This is a genomic window from Starkeya nomas (genome assembly GCF_902703545.1).
In the GTDB taxonomy this organism is placed as follows: domain Bacteria; phylum Pseudomonadota; class Alphaproteobacteria; order Rhizobiales; family Xanthobacteraceae; genus Ancylobacter; species Ancylobacter moscoviensis.
In genome coordinates, this window is sequence record NZ_CACSAS010000001.1 from 1,738,525 (window position 1) to 1,763,880 (window position 25,356).

A 25,356-nucleotide genomic window follows, 5' to 3' on the forward strand; every position below is an offset into this window, starting at 1 on the left:
GCCGCGACGATGCCCTAGGACTTCCGATGCCCCTCCTCCCGGAACACCGAGATGTCGCCTGACAAGGACACGGCCCCGCAGGCCTCCAACCCGGCCGACGCCATCGACCTCGATGTGCGCGGCCTCTCGCGCCGCGTCGCCGACCGCCTGCTCGTCGATAACGTCACGGTCGGCATAAGGCGGGGCGAGGTGCTGGCGGTGACCGGGCCGAGCGGTGCCGGCAAGTCGTCCTTCCTGCGGCTGCTGAACCGCCTCGACGAGCCGACCGGCGGCACGGTGTTCTTCAAGCAGAGCGACTATCGCGGCATCGATCCCCGCCTCCTGCGCCGCCGGATCGGCATGGTCCTGCAGACCGCCTATCTGTTCCCCGGCACCGTGACCTCCAATCTGCAGTTCGGCCCCGGCCAGCTCGGCAAGACGCTGTCGGCCGACCGCATCGCCGATCTGCTGGGCCGGGTCGACCTGCCGGGCTATCAGGAGCGCGACGTGTCCACCCTCTCGGGCGGCGAGGCCCAGCGCGTCTCGCTCGCGCGCACGCTGGCCAACGAGCCGGAAGTCCTGCTGCTGGACGAACCGACTTCGGCGCTGGACGAGGAGACGACACGCTCCATCGAGGAGCTGGTGCTCGGCATCAACCGCGACAGCGGGGTGACCTGCGTGCTGGTCACCCATAACCGTGCCCAGGCGGAACGGATGGCCCCGCGCACCCTGTACATGGAGCGCGGCCGCCTCGTCGCCATCGGCGCCACCGGGGAGATTCTCGATGCTCACTGAGATGCTGGACAGCCAGGTGGCGACGGGACTGCTGCAAGCCGGCGCCGCCATCCTGCTGTGCCTCGGCGTGGCCGCGCTCTGCCGGCACTATGGGGTGCGGGTCGGCCGCGAGACCTCGTTCTCGCTGGTGCGCGGCCTGTTGCAGATGGCGCTGGTCGGCGTCGTGCTCGGCCTTCTTCTGACCGGCGGCCTGCTGGTCGGCGCGCTCATCCTCCTCGGCATGATGTTCGCGGCCGGCTGGACGGCGGCGCGCCGGCTGCCGCAGATCGAGGGCTCGCTCCCCATCTCCTTTCTGGCCATCGGCGTCGGCGCCGGCACCGTCATCCTGTTCATGATCGCGATCCGGGCGCTGGACACCCAGATCGCCGTGCTGGTGCCCGTCGGCAGCATGATCATCGCCAACAGCATGAATGCCTGCGCGCAGGCGATGGAGCGCTTCAAGTCGGACGTCATGGCCCATGTCGGGCCGATCGAGGCGGCGCTGAGCCTCGGCGCGGCACCGGAAGCGACGGTGGCGCCCTATGTGCAGAGCGCCGTCTATGCCAGCCTGCTGCCGCGGCTGGACATGCTGAAGTCGCTGGGCCTCGTGTGGATTCCCGGCGTGATGGCGGGAATGATGGTCTCGGGCGCGAGCCCGCTCTACGCCGGCGTCTACCAGTTCATCATCGTCGCGATGATCCTCGCCGCCTCCGGCCTGTCCGGCGCGGCGGCGATCGTGCTGCTGCGCCGCCGCGCCTTCACTCCGGCACAGCAGCTCCTGCTGCGCCCCATCCCGCAGGGGGACGCGGAGCACGGCTCGCGGCCCGCCGGCTAGCGCCGCCGCCCTCGCCCGACGGCGGCGAGGGACATCGGGGACCGTCACCGCAAATGGCGGGCATTTCCTTCTTTTTTGCCCTCGATCCGTGCTAAGGCCGCGTTCCCGACAGGACGGCAACGCAACGACAGGTCATGAGCATCAAGGACAGGCGCCCGGTTCACGTCATCGGCGGCGGTCTCGCCGGCTGCGAGGCCGCGTGGCAGCTCGCGCGGCGCGGCGTGCCCGTGGTGCTGCACGAGATGCGCCCCGAGCGCGGCACGGAAGCCCACAAGACCGACGATCTGGCGGAGCTGGTGTGCTCCAACTCCTTCCGCTCGGACGACGCGCAGAACAATGCCGTCGGCGTGCTGCACGCGGAGATGCGCCGGCTCGGCTCGCTGATCATGGCCTGCGCCGACCGCCACCAGATTCCCGCCGGCGGGGCGCTGGCCGTCGACCGCGAGGGCTTCTCCGCCGCCGTGACCGCCGCCATCGCCTCCCGTCCCGAGATCACGGTGGAACGCGGCGAGATCGCCGGCCTGCCGCCCTCAGACTGGGATTCGGTGATCATCGCCACCGGCCCCCTCACCTCGCCGGCGCTGGCCGAGGCCCTCCGCGCGCGCACCGACGAGAGCGCGCTGGCCTTCTTCGACGCCATCGCGCCGATCGTCCATTTCGATTCCATCGACATGGACGTGTGCTGGTTCCAGTCGCGCTACGACAAGGTGGGGCCCGGCGGCACGGGCGCGGACTACATCAACTGCCCGATGGACAAGGAGCAGTACGAGGCCTTCGTCGCCGCGCTCATCGCCAGCGATGCCGTGCCGTTCCGCGAGTTCGAGGCCAATACGCCCTATTTCGACGGCTGCCTGCCCGTCGAGGTGATGGCCGCGCGCGGCCCCGAGACGCTGCGCCACGGGCCGATGAAGCCCATGGGCCTGACCAACGCGCACAACCCGACGGTGAAGCCCTACGCGGTCGTCCAGCTGCGGCAGGACAACGCGCTGGGCACGCTCTACAACATGGTCGGCTTCCAGACGAAGACCCGCCACGCCGAGCAGGTGCGCCTGTTCCGCATGATCCCGGGGCTGGAGAAGGCCGAGTTCGCCCGGCTCGGCGGCCTGCACCGCAACACCTACCTCAACTCGCCCAAGCTGCTCGATCCCTCGCTGCGACTGAAGGCTGAGCCGCGCCTGCGCTTCGCCGGCCAGATCACCGGCTGCGAGGGCTATGTGGAGAGCTCCGCCATGGGCCTGATGGCCGGCCTGTTCGCCGCGACCGAGCGGCTGGGCGCCGAGCCGGCCCTGCCGCCGGCGACCACCGCGCATGGCGCGCTCATCAACCACATCACCGGCGGGCATATCGAGACCGTCGAGGCGGGACCGCGCTCCTTCCAGCCGATGAACGTCAATTTCGGCCTGTTCCCGCCGCTCAACGCCAACCCGACCCGCGACGCCGAGGGCAACCGCCTGCGCGGCGCGCAGAAGACCGTCGCCAAGAAGCAGGTCCTGGCCGCCCGCGCCCTCGCCGACCTGGACGCCTGGGCGAAGGCCCATGCCGACGCCGCCAGCGAGGCCGCCGCGTGACCGAGCCGACCTCTTCCAGCGGGGGCGCGTTCGAGCTCGACACGGTGCTCAAGCGCGACACCTTCTCGACCATCGAGCGCGGCCTCTGGCGCGACGCGCAAGGCAACGCCTTCCCCGCCGTGCGGCGCAACTATGCCGAGGTGAAGTGGTGGGTGAAGCCGCTGGCCCGCCATTTCGCCCGCCGCGAGGCGCGCGCGCTCCGGCGCGCCGAGGGCAGCGGCCACACCGTGCCGGTCTACGCGCTGGAGGAAGGCTATCTGGTGCGCGGCTTCGTCGACGGCATCCCGCTGCAGATCGCCAAGCCGCGCGGCGACCTCGCCTTCTTCGCCTCCGCCCGCAAGGGCCTGCGCGAGGTGCACCGGCGCAACATCGCCCATAACGATCTCGCCAAGCCGCAGAACTGGCTCTACGCCGCCGACGGGCGCGCCGTGCTGATGGACTTCCAGCTCGCCATGGTGTTCTCGAAGCGCAGCAAGGCGTTCCGCGTGGCGGCCTATGAGGACATCCGTCACTTCCTCAAGCAGAAGCGCAGCTACTGCCCGGAGGCGCTCACCGCCCGCGAGAGGAAGATCCTCGCCCGCAAGAGCCTCTTCACCCGCGTGTGGATGAAGACCGGCAAGCGAGTCTACAACTTCGTCACCCGCCGCCTGCTCAACTATCACGACACGGAAGGGCGCGGCCCGCGTGCCATGGAGCAGGGCCCGCGCATCGCCGCCGTGCTCGCCGGGGTGGAGGGCGTGCGCGCCGTGCACATCTGCGACTTCCCGACCGCCGGACACAGCTTCGGACTGTACGCCTTCGTCGAGGCGCCCGGCGCGGCGACGGAGGAGGAGCTGCGCGCCCGGCTCGCCGCCGGGCTGCCGGACATCCTGCCGCCCGAGCACCTGCAGATCGTCGCCGCCCTGCCGCGCGACGCCGAGGGCGCCGTGCGGGACGATCTCCTGCGCCTCGTGGCGCTCAACCAGATCGACCAGCTCGCGCTGCTGTCGCGCTCGCCGGAGGCGGACGCCGCGCTCGCCGCCGTCATCCGCGACCGCCGCAACCTGAGCGACCGGGTCCGGGGCGGAATTTAGCGTTCGGATCGCGGCCATAGACAAAATGATAAATTATCGCCGCATTATCATATTGCCGCGCCGGGCCATCGGGACCGGCGCCACGATGTCACCTTTCAAGAGCGGCGATGCCTCCTGTCCCTCCCCTCGGCCGGCGGTCGGCCCCATCCATCGGCGCGGCCATGTCCGGTTCGCCTGAGACGCGGCCCGCCGGCAATTGGGGCCGCGCGCGATGACCGGCTGGACGCACGGCCTGCTCAACCGCCTCGTGATCCTGTGCGACGTCGCCATGATGCTGGTGGCGGCGCTGGTCTATTACGCGGTCTGGCACATTCTCGGCTGGACGCAGATGGTGGTGCTCGGCGTCATCGGCGGCGCGATCTACTGCACCGTGCTGCTGCTCGGCCAGGCCTACCGGGTGGAGCACTATGGCCGCGTCCGGCGGCAGATCGTGCATGTGATCATCGGCCTGCTTCCGGCGCTGCTGGCGGTCTTCGTAGTCTACTACGCGCTCGTGCCGCCGCAGCCGGGCGATCCGGAAGCCTTCGGCCCCTGGGCCGCGCTGACGCTGGTCGCCCTGCTGTTCGGCCGCCTCGTCCTGGTGCGGGCCGGCATGGCGTGGATCGACCGCCGCAAGCTGCTCGTGCGCAACACCGTGCTGATCGGCGATCTCGACCGGGCCTATGCGCTGATCCGGCGCTACCAGGAGGACATGCCGGCGGGCGGCCTCATCTCCTTCGTCGGCGTGTTCCGCGACGGCGGACGCCAGCCGACCAATGCGGAAAAGGCCGGCGACGGCGTGCCACCCGCGCTGGGCGGCATCGAGGACCTGCTGGAACTCGCCAAGGCCGGCATCTTCGACCTCGTCATCGTCACCAAGAACTGGAGCGACATGCGCGGCATCGGCGTCATCGCCCGCCAGCTCCACCGCGTCGCCACCGACGTGATGGTGGAGATGGAGCCCGATGTCCTCTCCGCCGCTTCGGCGCGCGTCACCCGCATCGCCGACAGCCCGACGCTGCAGATCCAGCAGCGCCCGCTCAAGGGCTCGCTCGGCGTGCTGAAGGCGCTGGAAGACTACACCGTCGCCGGCATCGGCCTGCTGGTGATGTCGCCGGTGCTGCTGCTCGCGGCGCTGGCGATCAAGCTGGATTCGCCCGGCCCGGTGCTGTTCCGCCAGGCGCGCGTCGGCCTGAACCGTCGCGAGTTCATGGTCTACAAGCTGCGGACCATGCATTACGACCCCGGCGACGACGGCTCCATCGGCGCGGTGCGCGCCGATCCGCGCATCACCAGGGTCGGCGCGATCCTGCGCAGCCTCTCGATCGACGAGATCCCCCAGCTGATCAACGTGCTGCGCGGCGAGATGTCCGTCGTCGGCCCCCGGCCGCACGTGCCGAACATGATGATCAATGAGCAGCTGCGCTACGAGGCGGTAAGCGACTATGTTGCGCGCTACCGCATGAAACCCGGCATCACCGGCTGGGCGCAGATCAACGGCATGCGCGGGGGCATCTATACGGAGGAAAAGGCGGCGCGCGGCGTCGAACTTGACCTCTACTACATCGAGAACTGGTCGATATGGTTCGACATACGGATCATCCTGCTCACCATGACCAAGGGCCTCGCCGACACCACCGCCTTCTGAGCGGGGGCCGGCGGGCCGTTCTCCGAAGGGGCGTTCTCCGAGCGGGCGTTCTGATCGCCCTCGGCCTGTCGCTGCTCGCGGGCGGGTCTCTCCGCGCCGAGCCGGCCCGCCCGTTCCTCGCCTATCACGCAAGCTGGTACGAGGTGGCCGCCGGCCGCGCCGAGGAAACCACCCTCGCCCGCCTGCCCGGCTATCTCACCCATGTGGCGCTGAGCTTCGTGAAGCCGGACCTCATCTATCAAGGTGGGCTCGACCTCTCGGCAACCGGCCTCCAGTATCCCTATTCCGGCACCGTGCTTAAGGAGGCCATCGCCCTGCTGAAGGCGCGCCAGCCCCAGCTGCGCGTGCTGCTGTCGGTGGGCGGAGCCACCTATCACGGCTGGGACCGGCTGGACGAAGCGGCGCTGGCGCGCCTCGTCCGCGATCTCGGGGCCGATGGTGTCGACATCGATTTCGAGCCGACCGACCCGCGCTGCGTTCCCGTGGACGGGCGCATGCGGTGCGCGGACGACGCCCTCTCCATCGACATCGCCCGGCGCCTGCGCGCCGCGCTGCCGCGTCCCCACGTGATCAGTGCCGCAGGCTGGAGCGTCGGCGCCTATGGGGAGGGCGCCTTCGCCGACGCGCCGCCGCGCAGCCCGTGGCGCGGCGCGATGCTCGCCCTGCTGCGCTCGCCGGCCGCCGAAGGGCTCGATCTCGTCTCGATCATGAGCTACGACGCCGGCCCGTCCTATCGGCCGGATCAGGCCTTTCGCGCCTATCGCGCGATCTGGAAGGGGCCGCTCGCCCTCGGCTTCGCCGTGCTGCCGCCGGCGAATGGCGGGCCGCGCGCGACGATCGAAAGCACCGCCGCCACGCTTTCGGCCGTGCTCGCCGACCCGAAGGCGGGCGCCATGCTCTATGCGCTGCGCGACGTGCCGCCCGGCCCGCCGGGGCCGGACAATCCCGACTACCGCTCGCTGGCGACGCTGATCTGCGTGACGCTCGACAAGCCCGGCTGCGACGTGCCCATGCCGTGAGGCGGGGTGCTCAGTGCAGCGCCGGGCCCGCCGGATGGCGGGCGATGACGTTCATGAACGCCGTCGGGCGCTCCGAAAGCGGCTGCAGCTCCCCGTCGTCGCTCAGCTCGTGGAACTGATAGCCGCGCCCCGCAAGCGCGTTCCACGCGACCGCCGTGTCGCCGCCGGCCTTGACCAGCGTCGGGCAGTTCATCTCGAAGATCACCGTGGGATGGTAGGCGGCGAGCGTCTCCGCCGCGCCCGCCAGCACCATTCCCTCGGCGCCCTCGACGTCGATCTTGATGCAGTCGACGCGCGGCAGGCCGAGATCGTGGACGAGCGAGTCGAGGGTCGCCAGTTCCACCTGCTCGCTGCCGGCGTCGGTGCCGTCGCTGATGAGCGAGAAGGCCTGCGGGTCCTCGCCCAGCGGATTGTGGAACAGCACGGCGCGGCCCGGCTTGTCGGACAGCGCCTTGCGCACCACCGCGACATTGTCGAAGCGGTTGAGGGCGATGTTGGCGTCGAGCTGCGCGCCGGCTTCCGCGCCCGGCTCCACCGCGACGACGCGCGCGGCCCGCGGTGCCGCCTTCAGCGTGAACAGGCCGATATTGGCGCCGACGTCGATGAAGACATCGCCCTTGCCGACGAATTTCTGGAGATAGTTCAGCTCCGGCTCGACGGCATCGCGCAGCAGATAGGCGGAGACCGAGGTGAAGCGCAGGTCCGAGGGCACGCGCAGCCGCGCGCCGGGAACGAGCTCGAAGACCGGGCTACGGCCCAGCGCGACATTGAACGCCCACGTCACGCCCCGTCCGATGACCGTCAGGGGCGCGCGGCGGAAAGCCGGTTCATGCAACAGTTTGGCGACGCGCCGCAGCATTTCGGGTCCTGATCTGATGCCGGTTGACGGTGAAGCTTATGCGGTGCTCCGGCGCCGGTGTCGAGGGCTGCCGGTAACGCGCTCGGCTGAGATAGATGGCGAGCGCCATCACCACACCGAACTCGCCGGGGGTGAAGACGAGCGAATAGACCGCCGACGTGGCGAGCATATAGAGAATGTAGTCCGACAGGGCGAGCACCATGGGATCCTCCACCCCGCGCGTCGAGCGCAGCAGGGTGAAGTAGCCCCAGCCATAAAGCCCCGCCAGCAGCACCGCGCCCACCAGCCCGTATTCGAACACGATGCCGAACCAGCCGAGATCGGCGACGTAGAAGTTGCTGTTGCCGAAGATGTCGGCCAGCGTGATGCTGCCGAAGCGGGTGGTGGCGCCGACGCCGAACAGCCAGCGCCACGGATCGTCCCCGAGGAAGTTCGCCGCCAGCCCCAGCGAGACCTGCCGGACGGAAAGCGAGCCGCCGAGGGACTGGGCCAGCCCTTCCACGTCGCGCAGCACGAGATAGGCGAGGCCCAGCGGCACGACCGCGAGGAACAGGCCCGCGACCAGCAAGCGGAGGCGCGGCGCCAGCGAGACGCCCACCGCATAGATGCATACCAGCATCATGCCGCCGATCGCCGTCCGCTGCTTGTAGATGGAGAAGAGCAGCACGAAGCCGAGCAGGATCGCCAGCGGCAGCAGCAGGTTCGGGCGCTGCATGAAGCGGCGCGTGAGGTAGAACAGAAACAGCGTGCCGAAGAACATCGGCATGTAGATCCGGTAGCCGCGCTCGGTCTCCAGCATGAACAGCTTGCCGAGCTCGGGATCGTTCACGTACCAGCTCGTCGGCACCAGCAGCCACAAGGCCAGCATGAGCACGAAGGTGCCCGCCCCCAGCACGACCAGCGAGCCCCGTGTGCGGCCGTAGCTCGGCGCCAGCCAGACCAGCAGCGCCGACAGGCCGAAATAGTAGGTCAGCGGCCAAATCTTCACCGTGGTGATCAGCGCGTCCACCAGCCCGTTGCCGAGCTGGAGCATCGAGACGAAGGGCGTGAAGCCCAGCGCGTAGGCCAGGAACACCAGATAGAAGCGCTTGGCCGGCAATTGCAGGCGCACCACCGCGTAGAGACTCAGCGGCAGCGAGAGCAGCGGCCATGCCTTCGACAGCAGGTAGGGAGCCGTCAGCTCATGCAGGTAGTAGAAACTCTGCGCGAAAAACGGCAACGCGAAGAGCAGCGCCGCACTCGTCAGCACGCCGGGGAAACGCTCGGTGGAAACCGGCGCCGCGACCGGCACGAAGGCGCGCGGCAGCGTCACCACCGCGCGACGGCGGTCCCCGGTGGGCGTGCCCGTGCCGGATCCGCCCGCCTCGCTCATGCGCGGTCTTTCGCCCCGCCATCCGCCGGCACGCGGCCCATGCCGTAGGCGGCAGGATTCAGCCGCGCCTTGAGGGCGATCCAGACAACGGGCAGCGAGTCGACGAAGACCCGCCGCGCGTGACCGGCGGGGTTGCGCACCAGACGGTGCGCCCATTCGAGGCCGGCCTTGCGCACGAAGGCGGGCGCGCGCTGGGTGATGCCCGTGGCGAAGTTCAGTGCGCCGCCGACGCACAGCCCGCAACCCGTGGCGCCCCCGCGCAACGCCACTTCGCGGGCGAGATATTCGCCCTGCGGCGTGCCGACGCCGAAGAAGACGAAGCGCGCCGGGTTGGCCAGCACGAAGTCGACGCAGGCCGCCACTTCGTCCGGCCGGTTGATGAAGCCCATGGGCGGGTTGTGATGGGCGATGTGGCGCAGGCCGAAGCGCTCGGCGAGGCGGCGCGGCACTTCCGGGCTGCCGCCGATCAGCGTCACCGGATCGTCCGGCCCGATATGGCGCTCCAGCAGAAGCAGGGCGACGTCGCTGCCGGCGGCGTGCGGCAGGTCGAGGCCGAACAGCAGCCGCGCCAGCGCCCGCGGCACCTGCCCGTCGAGCAGGCGCATCCAGGCGTGGTCGTAGGCGTCGCGAAAGCGCGCGTCGTCCGACAGGTTCAGCAGGGTGAAATGCGCGGCGTTGGGCGTCACCACATAGACATAGGGCGCATCGGCCGGGCGCGCGGCGGTGCATGCCGCAGCCGACGCGGCATCGAGCCGGGCGACGCGCACGCCGAGATAGGTCACTTCCTCGAAACCGGCCGGCGGCGGGAAGGCTTCGTTCCCGCCATCTTGCCCGCCAGCCTGCCCGCGCGATGCGTCCGCCATCGGTTCCTCGCATGCGTCCGGGGCTAGATGACCCCCTGGGTGCCCAGCGTATAGTTGAACGTGCGCTGGAAGGGCACCACCTTGTTGATGAACTGGTCGATCCAGACATTGAGTTCGGAGACGGAACTGCGCGGCACGTAGATGATGTCGCCGGCGGCGAGCTGGACGTCGTCGAGCGTGAAGCCGGTCTGGATGATGTCCTTGACGTTGATCAGACGCAGCATCGGCATGTTGTCCGGGCCGCGGCGGATGATCGCCACCTGCCCGGTGCGGGCCTCCTCGGTGAAGCCGCCGGCCGCGAGGATACTCTGCAACGTGCCGTTGCGCATCTCCGAAAGGTTGTACGGGCCGGGCTTCTCGACCATGCCGCCGATATAGACCTTGGCGGAGACGGCATCTTCCAGCGAGATCACCACCTTCTGGTCGGCGAGCTCCACCTTGGAGGCGCGACGCACCACCTCCTGCGCGCCGGCCAGCGTCAGCCCCTCGACCTTGAGCTGGCCGACCGCGCGGGGCGCGACCGTGCCGTCGGGGGCGACGACGAGTTCCTCGTCCATCTCGCGGGTGAGGAAATACTTGATCTTCAGCTTGTCGCCGGCGCCCAGCCGATAGGCCGGCATCTGGCTCGACCACGGCCGGAAACCGGCCGGATTGACCTCGGTGAAGCGCAGTTCCTGTCCGGTGGTGAAGGTGTCGTTCGGGCTCTGCGGCCGCCCGACCGTCCCGGTCGTGTCGGTGGTCTGGCATCCCGCCAGCAGAACGGTGGCCAGCAGCACGCCCACGACGCGCCCGCCCCGCATCCGGCACGCGGCCGGCGGGAATGCGGAAGCGGCGAAACCCTCACCGCGCAGGCGTACGCGCATCACATCGGCTCCTGATCGAAGCCCGCCGGAGCGCCGACCGGACACACCCACTCCTTCCGAAATCATTCGGCAAGGAGGGACGGCAGATTCGGCGCGGCTGAGCGGGTCAACGTAGCCAGGCCAAGCTAGGCGAACGTGGTTAATGGAAGGTTTAATGGTTAACGTTCTGACGCGCCTGCCGATTTCGAAACCCGGCGGAAAGCCCGCCTTACCCCTTGCGGCAGGTGATGCCGGCGCGGCGGGCGTCGCGGTAGAACGGCACGAATTCGATCCGGTCGAGCCGGCTCCACAGGACGCTGTAGGCGGGCGGGCAGAGCCTCATCACCGCTGAAGTCGGGTTGCCCTGCCAATTGTCCGGCACGTGGATCATCACCGAGAAGGCCCCGAGCGAGAATTCCGGCTCGTTCGCCCACCAGCGCGTCGGCAGGACCGCCTTGAGATAGTCACGAATGGCCCGCCGGCCGTCGAACGGCGCGGGATCCATGCGCGGATCGACGTCCGGGACCGGCAAGTCGCTGAGGCCGGCCTGCGCCCATGCGACCGGCGACAAGGCGATCAGCCCGGCCGTCAGCATGGCAAGCGCCACGGCACACAGGCAACCGGCTGCCCTGTTACCCTTCCGGCCCGCTCTTGCGGCGGCGCGGCGCCCATGGTTCATGCCTGAGATGCCCCTGCCCGACTCGTCCGACCGTGCCGGGGGCATATGCCACGACCGCCGGCGCGTGTCTCGCGCGGCACCGTAACCCGGTTACACAGCATGACGAAGGCGCGCCTTTCCGACCTGCGGCGGCTGCTCGCCACCTACGGCCCCTACATTGGCGGGCTCATGGCGCGCGGCGTCGAGCTGGTGGCGAAGCTCGGCCTCTACATGCTCGCCGCCCGCATCCTCGGCGCGCATGAGGCGGGCCTCTACTTCCTCTGCATGACCTGGGTCGGCCTCGCCGCCACCATCGCGCGGGCGGGCTTCGAGAAGGCGGTGGTGCGCCACATGGCTGGCGACCTCGCCGTCGGGCGGCTCACCGACGCACGCGCCGCCATGTTCACCGGCTTCGGCTGGACGGTCCTCGGCAGCCTGCTGGCCACGCTCGTGACCGTGCTGATCGCGCGGCCGGCCTCACTCCACGTCTTCGACGATCCCGATCTCGTCCGCCCGCTGCTGATCGCGGCAGCGGCGATCCTGCCGCAGGCGCTGTGCTACTTCGTGGCGCATGTGCTGTTCGGCTACGGGCGCAGCGTGGCCGGACAATGGGTGCAGAACGCCTCCTGGCCAGCCTTCGCGCTGCTCGTCCTGCTGGCCGGCGTGCAGTCGCTGGACGGCATGCTCTACACGCTGGCGGCGACGAACCTCGCCTCGGCCATCCTCGGCATCGTCCTCGTCATGCGCGGCGCCCCCGTGCCGGCCCCGACCACCGACTCCGCCGGCACCACCGCCCTGCCCGCCCTGTGGCGCACGGCGCTGCCGCTCGGGATGGTCGAGGTGGTGCAGGTCTCGCTCAACTCCATCCCGCTGCTTCTGCTCGCGGCCTTCGCCGCCGCCGCCGATGTCGGTGCCTTCAGCGTCGCGAGCCGGCTGTCCATGCTGATCTGGGTGGTGATCATCTCCATCGGCGCCATCGCCGCCCCGCGCTTCGCCGCCCTGCACCGCCAGGGCGAGTGGGATGCGCTGCGGGCGCAGAACCGCCGCGCCCGCCTTCTCGTGGCACTGTGCGGCCTGCCGCCGCTGGCGCTGATGATGGCGTTCCCGGAGCCGCTGTTGGCTCTGGTCGGGCCCGGGTTCGAGATCGCCGCCACCGCGCTCATCATCATGAGCATCGGCCAGTTGGTGAACTGCCTGCTGCCCTGCCAGGACATCATGCTGGCCATGACCGGCCACGGCGGGGTGCTGCGATGGCTGAACGCGGCGCAGCTCGCCGTCTGCGTCGCCGCCGGCGCCATTCTCGTTCCCCTCTTCGGGATGAACGGCGCAGCTATCCTCAGCGCCCTCGTCATCGTCCAGGGCGCCATCGGCACCGCGCTGGTGGTGCGCCGCCTGATGCCGCGCGCTTTTTGACGCCTCACCTGCCCCATCGAAAGCCATATTTACCGCTCATTAGGGCTAAACGGGCAAATTCGGCTTATGCGCCAAGCAGGCGGGGCGAACGCGCCTTCGGCCTGCCGTGGCGGCCAACGGGAAGCAGTGATGTCGATGACGGGCGCGAATGCCGCCGAGAGTGACGGCCAGGCGCCGGGTGGCCGGGCCGAGGCATGGCCGGGCACGTTCACCATTCGCGATTTCCTCATCGTCGCCTTCTTCCACATCCGCGTCGTGATCCTCGCCGCGCTGGTGCCGATCGGGCTCGGCATCGCCGCCGCGACGCTGGCCAAGACCGAATACACCGCCTCCAGCCTCGTCATGGTGATCGTCAGCCGTGAGGTGACGAACCAGCAGAGCGTCACCGACACCGGGCCGGCGGTACTGTCCATCGAGGGCCTGAAGCAGGTCGAGTCCGAGGTGCAGATCATCGAAAGCGCCGACGTGCTGCGCACGGTGATCGAGGAGATCGGGCTGGAGCGGCTGTTCCCGCCGACCCCGCTCTCCTATCTGCGCGACCTGTTCAGCAGCAGCAGCGTGATGGACCGGGCCATCGCGCGCTTCCGCAGCGACCTCAGGGTGCAGGTACGCGACGGCTCGAACGTCATCGAGATCGCCTTCACTCACCCCAGCCGCACGCTCGCCATCGAGACCACGGACAAGCTGGTCGAGACCTATCTGGCGCGCCGCCGCCTCATCATGCAGAACCCCACCGCCCGCTTCCTGAAGATCGAGGTGGAGCGCTTCAAGAGCGAGCTGGGGCAGACCGATGCCGCCATCGAGGCGCTGAAGACCAGCGCCGGCATCATCGACTTCAGCCAGGACGCGGTGCTGGCGGCCAACCAGGTCGACGCCGTGGTACAGCGCCGCCGCCAGGTGGCCGAGCGGCGCGTCGCCCTCGCCGGGCAGATCGCCGAGGCGGAGAAGCAGCTCAGGGAGCTGCCCGGAAAGGTGCTCGACTTCGACCAGACGAGCGACTCCTCGGGCAACGACGAAGACAACAACATGCTGAGCCGCCTGCTCGTCGAGCGGGACCGCATCGCCCTGCAATACGCTCCCAACGGCTCGATGATGCGGGAGATCAACCGCAAGATCGACACGGTCCGCCGGCAGATCGCCACCCGCAAGGATCGCTCCTACGAAACCACGCGCGACGTGCGCAATCCCGCCATCGGCTACTTGAACAACATGCTGCTGTCGCTGCGCATCGAGGCGGACGCGCTCGGCCAGCAGGAGAAGGAGCTGGGCGACCAGCAGCAGACCGCCGAGAAGCGCCTTGCCGACCTGCGCGTCGCCGAGACCCGGCTCGTCGAACTGACCCGCCAGCGCGACACGCTGAACGACAGCTATCGCGAGTATCTGCGCCGGGCCACCGCCGCGCAGATCGAGGAATCCGCTGCCGCCGAGCGCGAAGCGGGCGTGCGGATGGTGCAGCAGGCGGACGCCGCCGTGACCAGCCGCAACATGCGCCTGCCCTTCCTCGGCGCTGGCATCCTCGGCGGTGTGCTGTTCGGCGTGGCGGCCGGCGCCATCGCCTCGGCGCTGCGCTCCACCTTCATCATGCCGCAGGAAACCGAGCGCTCGCTCGAACTGCCGATGCTCGGCGAATACGCCAACCGCTCGACCACGGAAGACCCCGCCGCCATGGAGCGGGAGGTGAGCGGCCTCGCGGCCTTCCTGCTCGACACGGAAGTGGACGGGCGACCGCTGCGCAGCGTCCAGTTCCTGGCGGCCGAGCCGGACGAGGCACTGGCGCCGCTGGCACGCGGCATCGCCACCGAGATCACGCTCCAGCGCGGGCTGCGCACGCTGCTGATCGACCTGACCGCTCCGCCGTCCGACTCGGCGGACGATCCTTCTGCGCGCGAGAATGGCGGGCTCTATGTCGGCCCGAGCGAGGTTCCGCTGCTGTGGACGCTGCGGGACCGCACCCGCTCGAAGCTGCTCGACATCCGCCTGCCCACCGCCGAGGCGCAGCGCTTCATGAACGAGCTCGGCAGCACCTTCGAAGCCGTGGTGGTCTGCGCCACGGCGCGCGATTCCGCCGCCATCGGCCATCGCTTCGAGGAACTGGTCGACGGCAACGCGCTGGTGGTGCGCGCCGAGAAGACCCGCAAGGCGCCCGCCGCCGCCCTGCGCGCCAGCGTGGTGGAGCATGGCGGCGTGCCGCTCGGCTTCGTCTTCGTCGGCCGCCGCTACATCCTGCCGGACTGGATCTACAGGCTGGCCTGATCCGGCGGGCTCTCCCCCGCGCTTTCCGCCGGCGGCTCGGCGGACGCCGCCTTTGCCTGCGCCTTCAGCTCGCGGATGAAGGCGTCGACCAGCGGCTGCTCGCCCTTGAGCCGGCGGGTGGCGGCGAAATGGACGGAATCGAAGCCGTAGCTTTCCGGCCGCAGAACCCGCATCCGCCCGCGCGCCACCCAGTCCTCGCCGATATGGCGCGGCAGGTAGCCGATGAAGCGGCCGGACAGGATCATCATCACCTGCGCCTCCATCTGCACCACCGCCCCGCTGGCGCGCGGATGGTTCACCCGGTAGAGGTCGTCGAGATGGCGGTAGCGGCGTACCGAGAACAGCGCCTCCTCGATGCGCGCATGACCGATCTCCCGCGCCGGCAGCTCGAACAGCGGATGGCCCTGCCCGCAATAGAGCGCCTGCGGCTCGCGGTGCAGCGGGATGTAGCTGATGCCCGGCACCTTCTGCGAGAACGGCCCCACCACCACGTCGCGCGCGCCGTCCATCAGCGCGCGCTCCAGCACCAGCGGCGTGCCGAGCTCGAGATCGACGAACACTTCCGAGGCGTAGTCCATGTAGCACGCCAGCGCCGTCTGCAGCCCGAGCTGCGGATTGGTCACCACGCCGTCGACGATGCCGACCCGCAGCCGGCCGACGAGCCGGCGCTGGTCGCGGCCGATGCGGCCGTGGAAGGCGTCGACGTCCTCGAACAGCCGCTTGGCGGCGGCGAGCGTCGCCTCGCCGAAGGGGGTGAGACGGAAGCCGGCCCGGCCGCGCTCGCAAAGCTGCCCGCCCAGCTTGCGCTCCAGCGCGGCGAGATGGGTGGAAAGGGTCGACTGCGAGAGGTTGAGCGCGATCTGCGCGTCGTGGAAGCCGCCCTCCTCCGCCAGCACCACGAAGACGCGCAGAAGACGCAGGTCGATATTGTCGAGGCGGCGCATGGGGGATTCCGTGGCAGGGACACATCGATGATTGCCGATATATCCTTCCATTAAATCCTATTTTTCGCGAAGTGAATGTGCGGGAGCATGACCTCGTCCGTGAGGAGAGCCCGCCGTGCCCCGCCATCCGAACACCCGTCCCCGCCCCGGGACATCCACATGACGCTCGACGGCATTTCCGGGCGGACGGTGCTCGTCACCGGGGCGAGCCGGGGCATCGGCCTCGGCGTCGCCCGCGCCTTCGCCGCCGCCGGTGCGGAGCTGCACATGCTGGCCGAGGACGAGGCGATCCACGAGGCCGCCGAGCGCCTCGGGGCACGCGGCCACTGCGCCGACATCACCCGCGCCGCCGAGATGGCCGCGATCGCCGACGCCATCCCGCATCTCGACGTGCTGGTGAACAATGCCGGGCTGGAGCTGGTCACCCCGCTCGACGACGCCGGCGAGGCGAACGAAGCGACCTTCCGCCGGGTGGTGGAGATCAACGTCGTCGGCACCTTCCTCGCCACCCGCGCCCTGTTGCCGCGCCTTGGCCATGGCGGGCACATCATCAACACCGCCTCGATCTGGTCGCGCAGCGCCGAGGCGCTGTTCGGCGCCTATGTCGCCTCCAAGCACGCAGTCATCGGCCTCACCAAGACCTGGGCGAAGGAGCTCGGCCCGCGCGGCATCACGGTCAACGCCGTGTGTCCCGGCTGGGTGCGCACGGAAGCCTCGCTGCGCTCCCTCCACGCCATGGCCGCGCGTACCGGCGTCGCGCCGGAAGTGCTGCTGGACGAGATCGTCGCGGCGCAGATCCTGCCCGGCTTCATGGACCCGGACGACGTGGCCGGCACTTACCTCTTCCTCGCTTCCGATCTGGCGGCCAACATCACCGGCCAGAGTCTCGGAATCGATCGGGGAGAATGTCCATGGTAGCGCCACACAAGGGCCTGCGCGTCGTCGTCACCGGCGCGGCGAGCGGCATCGGCCGGGCGAGCGCCGACGCGCTCAGCGCCGCCGGCGCCAAGGTCGTCGGCTTCGACCTGCATCCGCCGGAACGCCCCAGCACCTGGCCGACCATCCTCACCAATGTGGCGGACGAGGCGGCGGTGGCGGGCGGCATGGAAGCGGCCGTGCGGGAACTCGGCGGTCTCGACGTGATCGTCAACTGCGCCGGCATCTGCGTGGAGACGCCGCTCGACGGCTTCGACGTCGCCGCCTATGAGCGCATGGCGGCGGTGAACATCCGCGGCCCGATCCTGATGGCTCGCGAGGCGCTACGCTATTTCGACGGCGAGGGACCGGCGACGGGGCGCATCATCAACGTCGCCTCCGAACTCGCCTATCTCGGGCGCGCCGGCTTCTCCGGCTATGCCGGCACCAAGGGCGCGGTCATCGCCCTCACCCGCTCCTGGGCGCGCGAGCTGGCGCCCCGGGTGCTGGTGAACGCCATCGCGCCCGGCCCCGTCGACACGCCCCTGCTCGACTTCGACAACCTCAGCGACGAGCTGAAGCGGCTCGAAACCGGCAACCCGCTCGGCCGCGTCGGCCGGGCGGAAGAGGTCGCGCAGGCGGTACTGTTCCTGACGAGCCGCGCCACGGGCTTCATCACCGGACAGTGCATCAGCGTCGACGGCGGCGCGGCGATGCACTGAGGAATCATCAGGGGAACGACATGGTCGACAGCGTGCGTCTGGACGAACTGAGCTGGCTGGAATTCGCGGCGAAGATCGCCGCCGGCGCGCCGGTGCTGCTACCGCTCGGCTCCACCGAGCAGCATGGCCCGCACCTGCCGCTCAATGTCGACGTGGTGCTGCCGACCGGCGTGTGCGAGCGCGTCGCCCGCGAGGTCGGCGGGCTGGTGGCGCCGACGATCAGCTATGGCTGCAAGTCCATGCCCCGCTCGGGCGGCGGCGAGCAGTTTCCCGGCACGCTGAGCGTCGATGCCAACACCTTCGCGCTCGTGCTGCGCGACGTCATCCGCAACCTCGCCCGGCAGGGCGTGCGCCGGCTGGTGATCGTCAACGGCCATTACGAGAACTGCTGGCCTTCCGTGGAGGGGCTGGACCTCGCCCGGCGCGAGATCGCCCGCGACGGCATCACCGGCTTCGAGGTGATGCGGCTCGAATACTGGGACTTCGCCCGGCGCGCGACGCTGGACCGGCTGTTCCCCGACGGCTTCCCCGGCATCGACCTCGAGCATGCGAGCCTGCTGGAAACCTCGCTGATGCTGGTGCTGCGCCCCGATCTCGTGGAGATGGACAAGGCGCCCACCGACGGCCCCGCCACCTTCCCGCCCTATGACCGCTTCCCCGTGCCGGATGATTTCGGCCTGCCGCCCTCCGGCGTGCTGGCGGTCGCCACCAACTCCACCGCCGAGAAGGGCGAATGGCTGATGGCGGACTACGTCGCCCACATCTCCGCCGCCATCCGCAAGGAGTTCGGGTTGTGACACCCGTTTCCCGGCCCAGCGGAGCCGAAGGCGAAGCGCCGAGCCGGGAACCAGGGAGAATTCGCGAAGCGCTTGATTCTGTTTCGTCGCCTGCGGCGGAGTCTTGCGCTGGGCCCCGGATCGGCGCTGCGCGCAGCTTGTCCGGGACACAAGTTCAACGGGCGCCAATGCCCATCGAGGTTACGTCATGACCACCAAGTTCGAACCGCTCGATTCCGGCAGCATCCCGCGCTATGCGGGCCTTCCCACCTTCATGCGGCTGCCGGTGGCCGAGCCATCGGAAGTGGACATCGCCATTCTCGGCCTGCCCTTCGACCTCGGCACCACCAACCGCGCCGGCACGCGCCACGGCCCGCGCGAGCTGCGCAACCAGTCGAGCCTGATGCGCCGGGTGCACCACGTCACCGGCCTCTCGCCCTATGACCGCGCCCGCATCGCCGATTGCGGCGACGTGATTACCGATCCGTTCGACCTGATGCGCTCGCTCGACCTGATCTCGGCGCATTATGCGAGCGTGCGCGCGGCCGGTGCCCTGCCGCTCACCGCCGGCGGCGACCATCTCATCAGCCTGCCAATCCTGCGCGGGCTGGCGGCGGACGGGCCAGTCGGCCTCATCCAGTTCGACGCCCATTCCGACACCTATGACAGCTTCTTCAACGGCAGCAAATATACGCACGGCACCCCCTTCCGCCGCGCCATCGAGGAAGGGCTGGTCGATCCCCGGCGCTTCGTGCAGATCGGGCTGCGCGGGGCCATCTCGGATGCCGGCAATTACGATTACGCGCGCGACGCCGGGGTGCGCATCATCTTCATCGAGGAGTTCGTGAAGCGCGGGGTCGAGGACGTGATGGCGGAAGTGCACGCCATCGTCGGCCACCAGCCGACCTACGTCACCTTCGACATCGACGGGATCGACCCCTCGCAGGCGCCGGGCACCGGCACGCCGGAGATCGGCGGCTTCTCCACCCGCGAGGCGCAGGCGATGGTGCGCCTGCTGGACGGGCTCGACATCATCGGCGCCGATCTCGTCGAGGTCGCGCCGCCCTTCGACCCCTCGGGCCTCACCGCCCTGACCGGAGCCACCATCCTGTTCGAGCTGCTCTGCGTGCTGGCCGGCGTCGTCGAGAAGAAGGGCACGCGCTGATGGCTCATGGGTATGAAGGCGGCCGGCTCGACCTGCCCTTCGTCGGCATCTGCACCTTCGGCAAATATCCGCTCCAGCTCGACTGGGACCGGATCGAAGCGGACGTCGCCATTCTCGGCGCCCCCTTCGATCTCGGCACGCAATGGCGCTCCGGCGCGCGCTCGGGGCCCCGCGCCATCCGCGAGGCATCGACGCTGTTCGCCTTCGGTCATTCCGGCGCCTATGACCACGAGGACGACATCACCTATCTGCCGGCAGGGACCACGCGCATCGTCGATATCGGCGATGCCGACATGATTCACACCGACACCGAGCAGAGCCACGCCAACATAGAGCTGGGCGTGCGCAGGATCCTCAAGGCCGGCGCGCTTCCCGTGGTGCTGGGCGGCGATCACTCGATCAACATTCCCTGCATCGAGGCGTTCTCGGAAGAGGAGCCGATCCACATCGTGCAGTTCGACGCCCATCTCGACTTCGTGGACGAACGCCACGGCGTGCGCCGCGGCCATGGCAGCCCGCTGCGCCGCGCCGCCGAGAAACCCTATGTGACCGGGCTCACCCAGCTCGGCATCCGCAACGTCTCCTCCACCGCCCGCGAGGGCTACGAGGCGGCGCGCGCCATGGGCTCGGACATCCTCAGCGTGCGGCAGATCCGCAAGCTGGGGCCGGAGGCGGTGTTGGCCCGCATTCCGGAAGGACGGCGCTATTACGTCACCATCGACATCGACGGCTTCGATCCCTCCATCGCGCCCGGCACGGGAACGCCGAGCCATGGCGGCTTCGCCTATTACGAGGTGCTGGAGCTTCTGGACGGGCTGGCGCAGCGCGGCCGTGTCGTGGGCGTCGATCTGGTGGAGGTGGCGCGCGAGTACGACCCCGGCGGGGTGACGTCGATCCTCGCCGCCCAGTTGCTGCTCAACTTCATTGGCCGCATCCTGCACCACCGCACCCCTTGAACGGCATGCGTTCCGGCCAATTTTTGCGAGGTCGGTGCGAATCCGCATCGTGCGATGCGCTCCCGGTGCCATAATGCCGGGCGTCACAAGCAGAGGACCAACCCATGCGCGACCACAAGACCGTCAACGACCTTCCCTCGAACGCGAAGAAGGTCGCCATCGAGCTGCTCAACGCCAATCTCGCCGCCGGCATCGACCTGGCGCTGGCCACGAAGCAGGCGCACTGGAACCTGAAGGGCCCACAGTTCATCGCGGTGCACGAGATGCTCGACGGTTTCCGCACCGAACTCGACGATCACAACGACACCATGGCCGAGCGCGTCGTCCAACTCGGCGGCACGGCGCTCGGCACCACCCAGGTCGTGGCCGAAGCGACGCACCTCAAGGCCTATCCGGTCGACATCTACGCCGTGCACGACCACCTGAAGGCGCTCACGGACCGCTTCGGCGCCGTCGCCAACAGCGTGCGCAAAGCGATCACCGAATCCGACGAGGCCGGCGACCCCACCACCGCGGACATCTTCACCGCCGCCTCGCGCTCGCTCGACAAGGCCCTGTGGTTCATCGAAGCGCATCTGCAGGAAAAGAACTGACGCGCACAGGTTGCCCGGGGCAGCCGATGCATCTGGCGACGGACCTTGGAGGTCCGTCGCTATACATACGTCAATACCACTGGAAATTCAGTATTCGAAGATTTCATGGGAACTGCGCGCATTTTTTGCTAATTGGTCATCTCGCCACAGCGAGAGCCACCTCGCTTATGTCATACTGCACCGCCACAGAATCGGACTTGACGCCGATGTGATCAACGCATCGGTATTGAGCGAAAACTGCAAGGACAGGGCGGATGTCAGGCAAGGCAGCCAAAGGGGGTATGATGGAAGAGGCGAACCCGGAGCGTTTGGCATTTTCCACCCCCTCGACCTTTATCGACGCCTCGGGCGCCGAGGTTCCCGTGACCCATCTTGAGATTGCGCGCCTGATCGAGCGGGCGCACCGTCGGTTTCTCGACCTCCTGCGCGTCGAGCTCGCCCGCCTCGGCACCGACGACATCAGCCCGTCCCAGGTGATGCTGCTCTTCACTATCGGCCAGGACGAGCTTTCCGTGCGCGACCTGCTGGAGCGCGGGCACTATCTCGGCTCGAACGCCTCCTACAACCTGAAGCAGCTCGTGGATGCGGGCTATGTGCACCGCTCCGCCTCGCAGCGCGACCGCCGCTCGGCGCGGCTGCGGCTCACCGCCAAGGCGCAGAGCCTGTGCGACGCCATCCGCACCATGCACGACAACCGGCAGAGCGGACGCGACGAGAACGAGGCGTACGAGCTCGGCATCGCCTACAGCGTGCTGCGTCGCCTCGAAATCCTCTGGACCGGCTCGCTGCGCTGACGAGCGGTTGATGCGGGGCGGCGCCGCTGCCCCGATCTGCCTTTCTCAGGTGATGACGTCCGGGGCGCGGCGCCCCGTGCGTCCCTCGATGTCCGGCAGCGTGCGCGCGATCTCGATCAGCCCGGCAAGGGCGTCCTGCGGGTCGAGATCGTGGCGGGCCGGATCGGGCTCGAAGTGTTCGAGATAGACGCGCAGCGTCGCCCCCGCGGTGCCGGTGCCGGACAGGCGATAGACGATGCGCGAGCCGTCGTCGAAGAACACCCGAACACCCTGCCGGGTCGTCACCGATCCATCCACCGGATCGTCATAGGCGAAGTCGTCCGCGCGCTCGATGGTCAGGCCGTTGACGACGGTGCCCGGCAGCACGTCGAGGCGGCGGCGCAGATCGACCATCAGCGCGTCGGCGGCCGCGCTGTCGACCTCCTCGTAATCGTGGCGGGTGTAGTAGTTCCGCCCATAGGTCGCCCAGTGCTCCGCCACGATGTCGGCGACGCTCTGGCGCCGCACGGCGAGGATGTTGAGCCACATCAGCACGGCCCACAGGCCGTCCTTCTCGCGCACATGGTTGGAGCCGGTGCCGAAGCTCTCCTCGCCGCAGACGGTGGCGAGGCCGGCGTCGAGCAGGTTGCCGAAGAACTTCCAGCCGGTCGGCGTCTCGTAGCAGGTGATGCCGAGCTTTTCCGCGACGCGATCGGCGGCCCCGCTCGTCGGCATGGAGCGGGCGATGCCCTTGATCCCGTCCTTGTAGCCCGGCGCGAGATGGGCGTTGGCGGCGATGATGGCCAGCGAGTCCGACGGCGTCACGAAGCGCCCGCGGCCGATGATCATGTTGCGGTCGCCGTCACCATCCGAGGCGGCGCCGAGGTCGGGCGCCTGGTCGGACATCAGCAGGTCCGCGAGATCCTTGGCGTGGACCAGGTTGGGATCGGGATGATGGCCGCCGAAATCAGGCAGCGGCTCGCCATGCACCACCGTGCCGGGCGCCGCGCCCAGCGTCTCCTCGATGATCGCCCGAGCATAGGGTCCGGTCACGGCGCTCATGGCATCGAAGCGCATGGTGAAACCGGAGGAAAACAGGTCGCGGATGGCGTCGAAGTCGAACAGCGCCCCCATCAGCTCCGCATAGTCCTCCACGGGATCGATGACATCGACCACCATGTCCTCGACGCGGGTGAGGCCGGGCGTGTCCAGATCGACGTCCGGCGCGTCGGAGATGCGGTATTCGCGGATCTCCCTGGAGCGCGCGAAGATCGCCTCGGTCACATGCTCGGGCGCCGGCCCGCCATTGCCGATATTGTACTTGATGCCGAAGTCGCCGTGCTCGCCGCCGGGATTGTGGCTCGCCGACAGGATGATGCCGCCGAATGCCTCGTGCTTGCGGATGACACAGGAGGCCGCCGGCGTCGACAGGATGCCGCCCCGGCCCACCATCACCCGGCCGAAGCCGGCGGCGGCGGCCATCCTGATGACGGTCTGGATGGCTTCGCGGTTGTAGTAGCGGCCATCGCCGCCGATCACCAGCGTCTCGCCCTCGAAGTCCTGCAGACTGTCGAACACCGACTGGATGAAGTTCTCGACGTAATGCGGCTGCTGGAAGACCTGGACCTTCTTGCGCAGGCCGGACGTGCCCGGCTTCTGGCCGTCGAAGGGCGTGGTAGCGACGACGCGGATCATAATTCCCCCGAGAACAGTGAAACGCGCCGGATCACGAACGCGACACGAGATGATGCAGGAGCCCGGCCGCCGAGGTCGAGACGGTATCGGGCGCCACGCCGCTTTCCACCGCCGGCAGCAGCGTGCTGGCGAGTTCCTTGCCGAGCTCGACGCCCCACTGGTCGAAGCTGTTGATGCCCCAGATCGCCCCCTCGACGAAGACGCGGTGCTCGTAGAGCGCCACGATGCGCCCGAGCGTGTAGGGATCGAGCCGCTCATAGGCGATCGTCACCGACGGGCGGCTACCGGGGAAGACGCGATGCGGCGCGATCGTCGCGGCCGAGGCCTCGTCGCGGCCGGCGGCGAGAAGCTGGGCCTTCGCCTCCTCCAGCGTGCGCCCGCGCATCAACGCTTCCGACTGGGCGAGGCAGTTGGCGATCAGCATGGCGTGCTGGCGCTTCAGCCCCGGCTCGCTCTCCTCCCCGTGCCCCTTCGCCGCGATGAGGAACTCGACCGGGATCGGGCTGGTGCCCTGGTGGATGAGCTGGAAAAAGGCGTGCTGCCCGTTGGTGCCGGGCTCGCCCCACACCACCGGCCCCGTGTCGCGGGCGACCGGCGTGCCCTCGCAGGTCACGCGCTTGCCGTTGCTCTCCATGTCGAGCTGCTGGAGATAGGCCGGCAGGCGGGCGAGATGCTGGTCGTAGGGAATGACCGCCCGAGTGGCGTAGCCGCACACGTCGCGGTGCCAGATGCCGATGAGGCCGAGCAGGACGGGAAGGTTCCTCTCCAGCGGCGCGGTGCGGAAATGCTCGTCCATCGCGTGGCCGCCGTCGAGGAAGTGGCCGAAATGCGCCGGCCCGACCGCGATCATCACCGGCAGGCCGATGGCCGACCACACCGAATAGCGCCCGCCCACCCAGTCCCAGAAGCCGAACACCCGGTCCGGCGCGATGCCGAAGGCATCCACCTTGTCGAGGGCGGTGGAGACGGCGACGAAGTGGTTCGCCACCGCCGCCTCGCCGAGCGCCTCCACGATCCACGCGCGGGCGCTGGCGGCGTTCGCCATCGTCTCCTGCGTGGTGAAGGTCTTGGAGGCGACGATGAATAGCGTCGATGCCGGATCGAGATCCTTCACCGTGTCGTAGAGGTGCGCGCCGTCGACATTGGAGACGTAATGCGCGCGCGGACCGTCGTGATAGGGCGCAAGCGCCAGCGTCGCCATCACCGGGCCGAGATCGGAACCGCCGATGCCGATGTTCACCACGTCGGTGATCGGCTTGCCGGTCCAGCCCTTGAGCGCGCCGGAGCGGATGCCCTCGGCGAAGGTCGCCATGCCCGCCAGCACCGAGGCGACGTCGGCGCGCACATCCTGCCCGTCGACGACGAACGGCGTCGCGCTGCGATCGCGCAGCGCCGTATGCAGCACCGCGCGGTCCTCGGTGAGGTTGATGTGCTCGCCGGCGAACATCGCCGCCCGCCTGGCCTCGACGCCGGCGGCGCGCGCGAGTTCGACGAGCAGGCCGAGCGTCTCCCCGGTCAGCGAGACCTTGGAGAAATCGAGCAGCATGTCCTCGAAGGCGGCCGAGAAGGCCGAGAAACGCAGGGGATCGCGGGCGAAAAGATCCGCCACCTTCTCGTCCGCCCGCGCCGTACGGTCGGCGGCCAGAGCCTTGAAGACATCCTCGATCGCAGCGCTCATGCGT

Annotated in this window: 23 protein-coding genes; 15 read left to right on the forward strand and 8 right to left on the reverse strand. The window is 69.1% G+C overall.

What is annotated here, in order from left to right; all coding sequences use genetic code 11:
• The first annotated feature begins 51 nt into the window (after positions 1-51).
• The 6 genes from STARVERO_RS08400 (at position 52) to STARVERO_RS08425 (ending at position 6,875) form a co-directional block, all read left to right on the forward strand.
• Positions 52-774, forward strand: coding sequence for an ABC transporter ATP-binding protein (locus STARVERO_RS08400; RefSeq protein WP_159598521.1), 723 nt, complete (start codon positions 52-54; stop codon positions 772-774).
• Entirely contained in the window at positions 764-1,588 is an 825-nt protein-coding gene (locus tag STARVERO_RS08405) for an ABC transporter permease (RefSeq protein ID WP_244616658.1), read from the forward strand. The genes STARVERO_RS08400 and STARVERO_RS08405 overlap by 11 nt, the downstream gene beginning before the upstream one ends.
• Before the next feature lie 134 nt (positions 1,589-1,722).
• Complete coding sequence (gene trmFO / locus STARVERO_RS08410; RefSeq protein ID WP_159598522.1) at positions 1,723-3,156, forward strand: methylenetetrahydrofolate--tRNA-(uracil(54)-C(5))-methyltransferase (FADH(2)-oxidizing) TrmFO; 1,434 nt, start codon at positions 1,723-1,725, stop codon at positions 3,154-3,156.
• Complete coding sequence (locus STARVERO_RS08415) at positions 3,153-4,229, forward strand: serine/threonine protein kinase (RefSeq protein WP_144342441.1); 1,077 nt, start codon at positions 3,153-3,155, stop codon at positions 4,227-4,229. Before trmFO ends, STARVERO_RS08415 begins: the two co-directional genes overlap by 4 nt.
• Before the next feature lie 211 nt (positions 4,230-4,440).
• On the forward strand, positions 4,441-5,856 hold the full coding sequence (locus STARVERO_RS08420) for an exopolysaccharide biosynthesis polyprenyl glycosylphosphotransferase (RefSeq protein WP_144342440.1): 1,416 nt from the start codon (positions 4,441-4,443) through the stop codon (positions 5,854-5,856).
• Between the two features lie 143 nt (positions 5,857-5,999).
• Complete coding sequence (locus STARVERO_RS08425; protein WP_244616660.1) at positions 6,000-6,875, forward strand: glycosyl hydrolase family 18 protein; 876 nt, start codon at positions 6,000-6,002, stop codon at positions 6,873-6,875.
• A 10-nt stretch (positions 6,876-6,885) separates the two neighbouring features.
• Here STARVERO_RS08425 and STARVERO_RS08430 read toward each other — a convergent pair whose 3' ends face one another.
• From STARVERO_RS08430 to STARVERO_RS08450, 5 genes are all read right to left on the reverse strand, one after another.
• Complete coding sequence (locus STARVERO_RS08430; protein WP_244616662.1) at positions 6,886-7,659, reverse strand: FkbM family methyltransferase; 774 nt, start codon at positions 7,657-7,659, stop codon at positions 6,886-6,888.
• A gap of 43 nt (positions 7,660-7,702) precedes the next feature.
• The gene (locus STARVERO_RS08435; RefSeq protein ID WP_159598524.1) at positions 7,703-9,106 is read right to left on the reverse strand and encodes a hypothetical protein; all 1,404 of its coding nucleotides are present in this window, start codon (positions 9,104-9,106) and stop codon (positions 7,703-7,705) included.
• Positions 9,103-9,969, reverse strand: a complete 867-nt coding sequence (locus STARVERO_RS08440; RefSeq protein WP_159598525.1) for a WecB/TagA/CpsF family glycosyltransferase — start codon at positions 9,967-9,969, stop codon at positions 9,103-9,105. Before STARVERO_RS08440 ends, STARVERO_RS08435 begins: the two co-directional genes overlap by 4 nt.
• A gap of 23 nt (positions 9,970-9,992) precedes the next feature.
• On the reverse strand, positions 9,993-10,832 hold the full coding sequence (locus STARVERO_RS08445) for a polysaccharide biosynthesis/export family protein (RefSeq protein ID WP_144342434.1): 840 nt from the start codon (positions 10,830-10,832) through the stop codon (positions 9,993-9,995).
• A 208-nt stretch (positions 10,833-11,040) separates the two neighbouring features.
• Positions 11,041-11,406, reverse strand: a complete 366-nt coding sequence (locus STARVERO_RS08450; protein ID WP_159598526.1) for a hypothetical protein — start codon at positions 11,404-11,406, stop codon at positions 11,041-11,043.
• Between the two features lie 183 nt (positions 11,407-11,589).
• Between STARVERO_RS08450 and STARVERO_RS08455 the strand changes: the two genes are divergently transcribed.
• Together STARVERO_RS08455 and STARVERO_RS08460 are read left to right on the forward strand one after the other, a co-directional pair.
• Positions 11,590-12,882: an oligosaccharide flippase family protein gene (locus STARVERO_RS08455; RefSeq protein WP_159598527.1), complete on the forward strand. Its 1,293-nt coding sequence runs from the start codon at positions 11,590-11,592 to the stop codon at positions 12,880-12,882.
• A gap of 129 nt (positions 12,883-13,011) precedes the next feature.
• Positions 13,012-15,135, forward strand: coding sequence for a GumC family protein (locus STARVERO_RS08460; protein ID WP_159598528.1), 2,124 nt, complete (start codon positions 13,012-13,014; stop codon positions 15,133-15,135).
• On the opposite strand, the gene STARVERO_RS08465 is transcribed toward STARVERO_RS08460, so the two are convergent.
• Positions 15,120-16,079 carry a LysR family transcriptional regulator gene (locus STARVERO_RS08465; protein ID WP_159598529.1) on the reverse strand — a complete coding sequence of 320 codons (960 nt, stop codon included), beginning with the start codon at positions 16,077-16,079 and terminating at the stop codon, positions 15,120-15,122. The genes STARVERO_RS08460 and STARVERO_RS08465 overlap by 16 nt on opposite strands.
• A 159-nt stretch (positions 16,080-16,238) precedes the next feature.
• Between STARVERO_RS08465 and STARVERO_RS08470 the strand changes: the two genes are divergently transcribed.
• The 7 genes from STARVERO_RS08470 to STARVERO_RS08500 all read left to right on the forward strand — a co-directional run bounded on the left by STARVERO_RS08470 (position 16,239) and on the right by STARVERO_RS08500 (position 22,000).
• Positions 16,239-16,997 (forward strand): SDR family NAD(P)-dependent oxidoreductase, encoded by a 759-nt coding sequence (locus STARVERO_RS08470; protein ID WP_159598530.1) that lies wholly within the window; start codon positions 16,239-16,241, stop codon positions 16,995-16,997.
• Positions 16,991-17,716, forward strand: a complete 726-nt coding sequence (locus STARVERO_RS08475; RefSeq protein ID WP_159598531.1) for an SDR family NAD(P)-dependent oxidoreductase — start codon at positions 16,991-16,993, stop codon at positions 17,714-17,716. Before STARVERO_RS08470 ends, STARVERO_RS08475 begins: the two co-directional genes overlap by 7 nt.
• Before the next feature lie 20 nt (positions 17,717-17,736).
• Entirely contained in the window at positions 17,737-18,513 is a 777-nt protein-coding gene (locus tag STARVERO_RS08480) for a creatininase (protein ID WP_159598532.1), read from the forward strand.
• 187 nt (positions 18,514-18,700) lie between these two features.
• Positions 18,701-19,657, forward strand: a complete 957-nt coding sequence (gene speB, locus STARVERO_RS08485; protein WP_159598533.1) for an agmatinase — start codon at positions 18,701-18,703, stop codon at positions 19,655-19,657.
• On the forward strand, positions 19,657-20,613 hold the full coding sequence (gene speB, locus STARVERO_RS08490; protein WP_159598534.1) for an agmatinase: 957 nt from the start codon (positions 19,657-19,659) through the stop codon (positions 20,611-20,613). Before speB (STARVERO_RS08485) ends, speB (STARVERO_RS08490) begins: the two co-directional genes overlap by 1 nt.
• Before the next feature lie 104 nt (positions 20,614-20,717).
• A complete protein-coding gene (gene dps / locus STARVERO_RS08495) occupies positions 20,718-21,206 on the forward strand; it encodes a DNA starvation/stationary phase protection protein Dps (protein WP_159598535.1) in 489 nt (162 codons plus the stop codon).
• Between the two features lie 362 nt (positions 21,207-21,568).
• Complete coding sequence (locus STARVERO_RS08500; RefSeq protein ID WP_244616672.1) at positions 21,569-22,000, forward strand: MarR family winged helix-turn-helix transcriptional regulator; 432 nt, start codon at positions 21,569-21,571, stop codon at positions 21,998-22,000.
• Positions 22,001-22,045: 45 nt separating this feature from the next.
• Here STARVERO_RS08500 and STARVERO_RS08505 read toward each other — a convergent pair whose 3' ends face one another.
• Complete coding sequence (locus tag STARVERO_RS08505; protein ID WP_159598536.1) at positions 22,046-23,674, reverse strand: alpha-D-glucose phosphate-specific phosphoglucomutase; 1,629 nt, start codon at positions 23,672-23,674, stop codon at positions 22,046-22,048.
• A 31-nt stretch (positions 23,675-23,705) separates the two neighbouring features.
• Positions 23,706-25,352, reverse strand: a complete 1,647-nt coding sequence (gene pgi, locus STARVERO_RS08510) for a glucose-6-phosphate isomerase (protein WP_159598537.1) — start codon at positions 25,350-25,352, stop codon at positions 23,706-23,708.
• Positions 25,353-25,356: the final 4 nt, after the last annotated feature.

Bases quoted from the DNA above. Each gene is read 5' to 3' on its own strand.
- STARVERO_RS08400 (WP_159598521.1), top strand. From the start codon at position 52: ATGTCGCCTGACAAGGACACGGCCCCGCAGGCCTCCAACCCGGCCGAC.
- STARVERO_RS08405 (WP_244616658.1), top strand. From the start codon at position 764: ATGCTCACTGAGATGCTGGACAGCCAGGTGGCGACGGGACTGCTGCAA.
- trmFO (WP_159598522.1), top strand. From the start codon at position 1,723: ATGAGCATCAAGGACAGGCGCCCGGTTCACGTCATCGGCGGCGGTCTC.
- STARVERO_RS08420 (WP_144342440.1), top strand. From the start codon at position 4,441: ATGACCGGCTGGACGCACGGCCTGCTCAACCGCCTCGTGATCCTGTGC.
- STARVERO_RS08435 (WP_159598524.1), bottom strand. From the start codon at position 9,106: ATGAGCGAGGCGGGCGGATCCGGCACGGGCACGCCCACCGGGGACCGC.
- STARVERO_RS08440 (WP_159598525.1), bottom strand. From the start codon at position 9,969: ATGGCGGACGCATCGCGCGGGCAGGCTGGCGGGCAAGATGGCGGGAAC.
- STARVERO_RS08445 (WP_144342434.1), bottom strand. From the start codon at position 10,832: ATGCGCGTACGCCTGCGCGGTGAGGGTTTCGCCGCTTCCGCATTCCCG.
- STARVERO_RS08450 (WP_159598526.1), bottom strand. From the start codon at position 11,406: ATGCTGACGGCCGGGCTGATCGCCTTGTCGCCGGTCGCATGGGCGCAG.
- STARVERO_RS08455 (WP_159598527.1), top strand. From the start codon at position 11,590: ATGACGAAGGCGCGCCTTTCCGACCTGCGGCGGCTGCTCGCCACCTAC.
- STARVERO_RS08460 (WP_159598528.1), top strand. From the start codon at position 13,012: ATGTCGATGACGGGCGCGAATGCCGCCGAGAGTGACGGCCAGGCGCCG.
- STARVERO_RS08465 (WP_159598529.1), bottom strand. From the start codon at position 16,079: ATGCGCCGCCTCGACAATATCGACCTGCGTCTTCTGCGCGTCTTCGTG.
- STARVERO_RS08470 (WP_159598530.1), top strand. From the start codon at position 16,239: ATGACGCTCGACGGCATTTCCGGGCGGACGGTGCTCGTCACCGGGGCG.
- STARVERO_RS08475 (WP_159598531.1), top strand. From the start codon at position 16,991: ATGGTAGCGCCACACAAGGGCCTGCGCGTCGTCGTCACCGGCGCGGCG.
- STARVERO_RS08480 (WP_159598532.1), top strand. From the start codon at position 17,737: ATGGTCGACAGCGTGCGTCTGGACGAACTGAGCTGGCTGGAATTCGCG.
- speB (WP_159598533.1), top strand. From the start codon at position 18,701: ATGACCACCAAGTTCGAACCGCTCGATTCCGGCAGCATCCCGCGCTAT.
- speB (WP_159598534.1), top strand. From the start codon at position 19,657: ATGGCTCATGGGTATGAAGGCGGCCGGCTCGACCTGCCCTTCGTCGGC.
- dps (WP_159598535.1), top strand. From the start codon at position 20,718: ATGCGCGACCACAAGACCGTCAACGACCTTCCCTCGAACGCGAAGAAG.
- STARVERO_RS08505 (WP_159598536.1), bottom strand. From the start codon at position 23,674: ATGATCCGCGTCGTCGCTACCACGCCCTTCGACGGCCAGAAGCCGGGC.
- pgi (WP_159598537.1), bottom strand. From the start codon at position 25,352: ATGAGCGCTGCGATCGAGGATGTCTTCAAGGCTCTGGCCGCCGACCGT.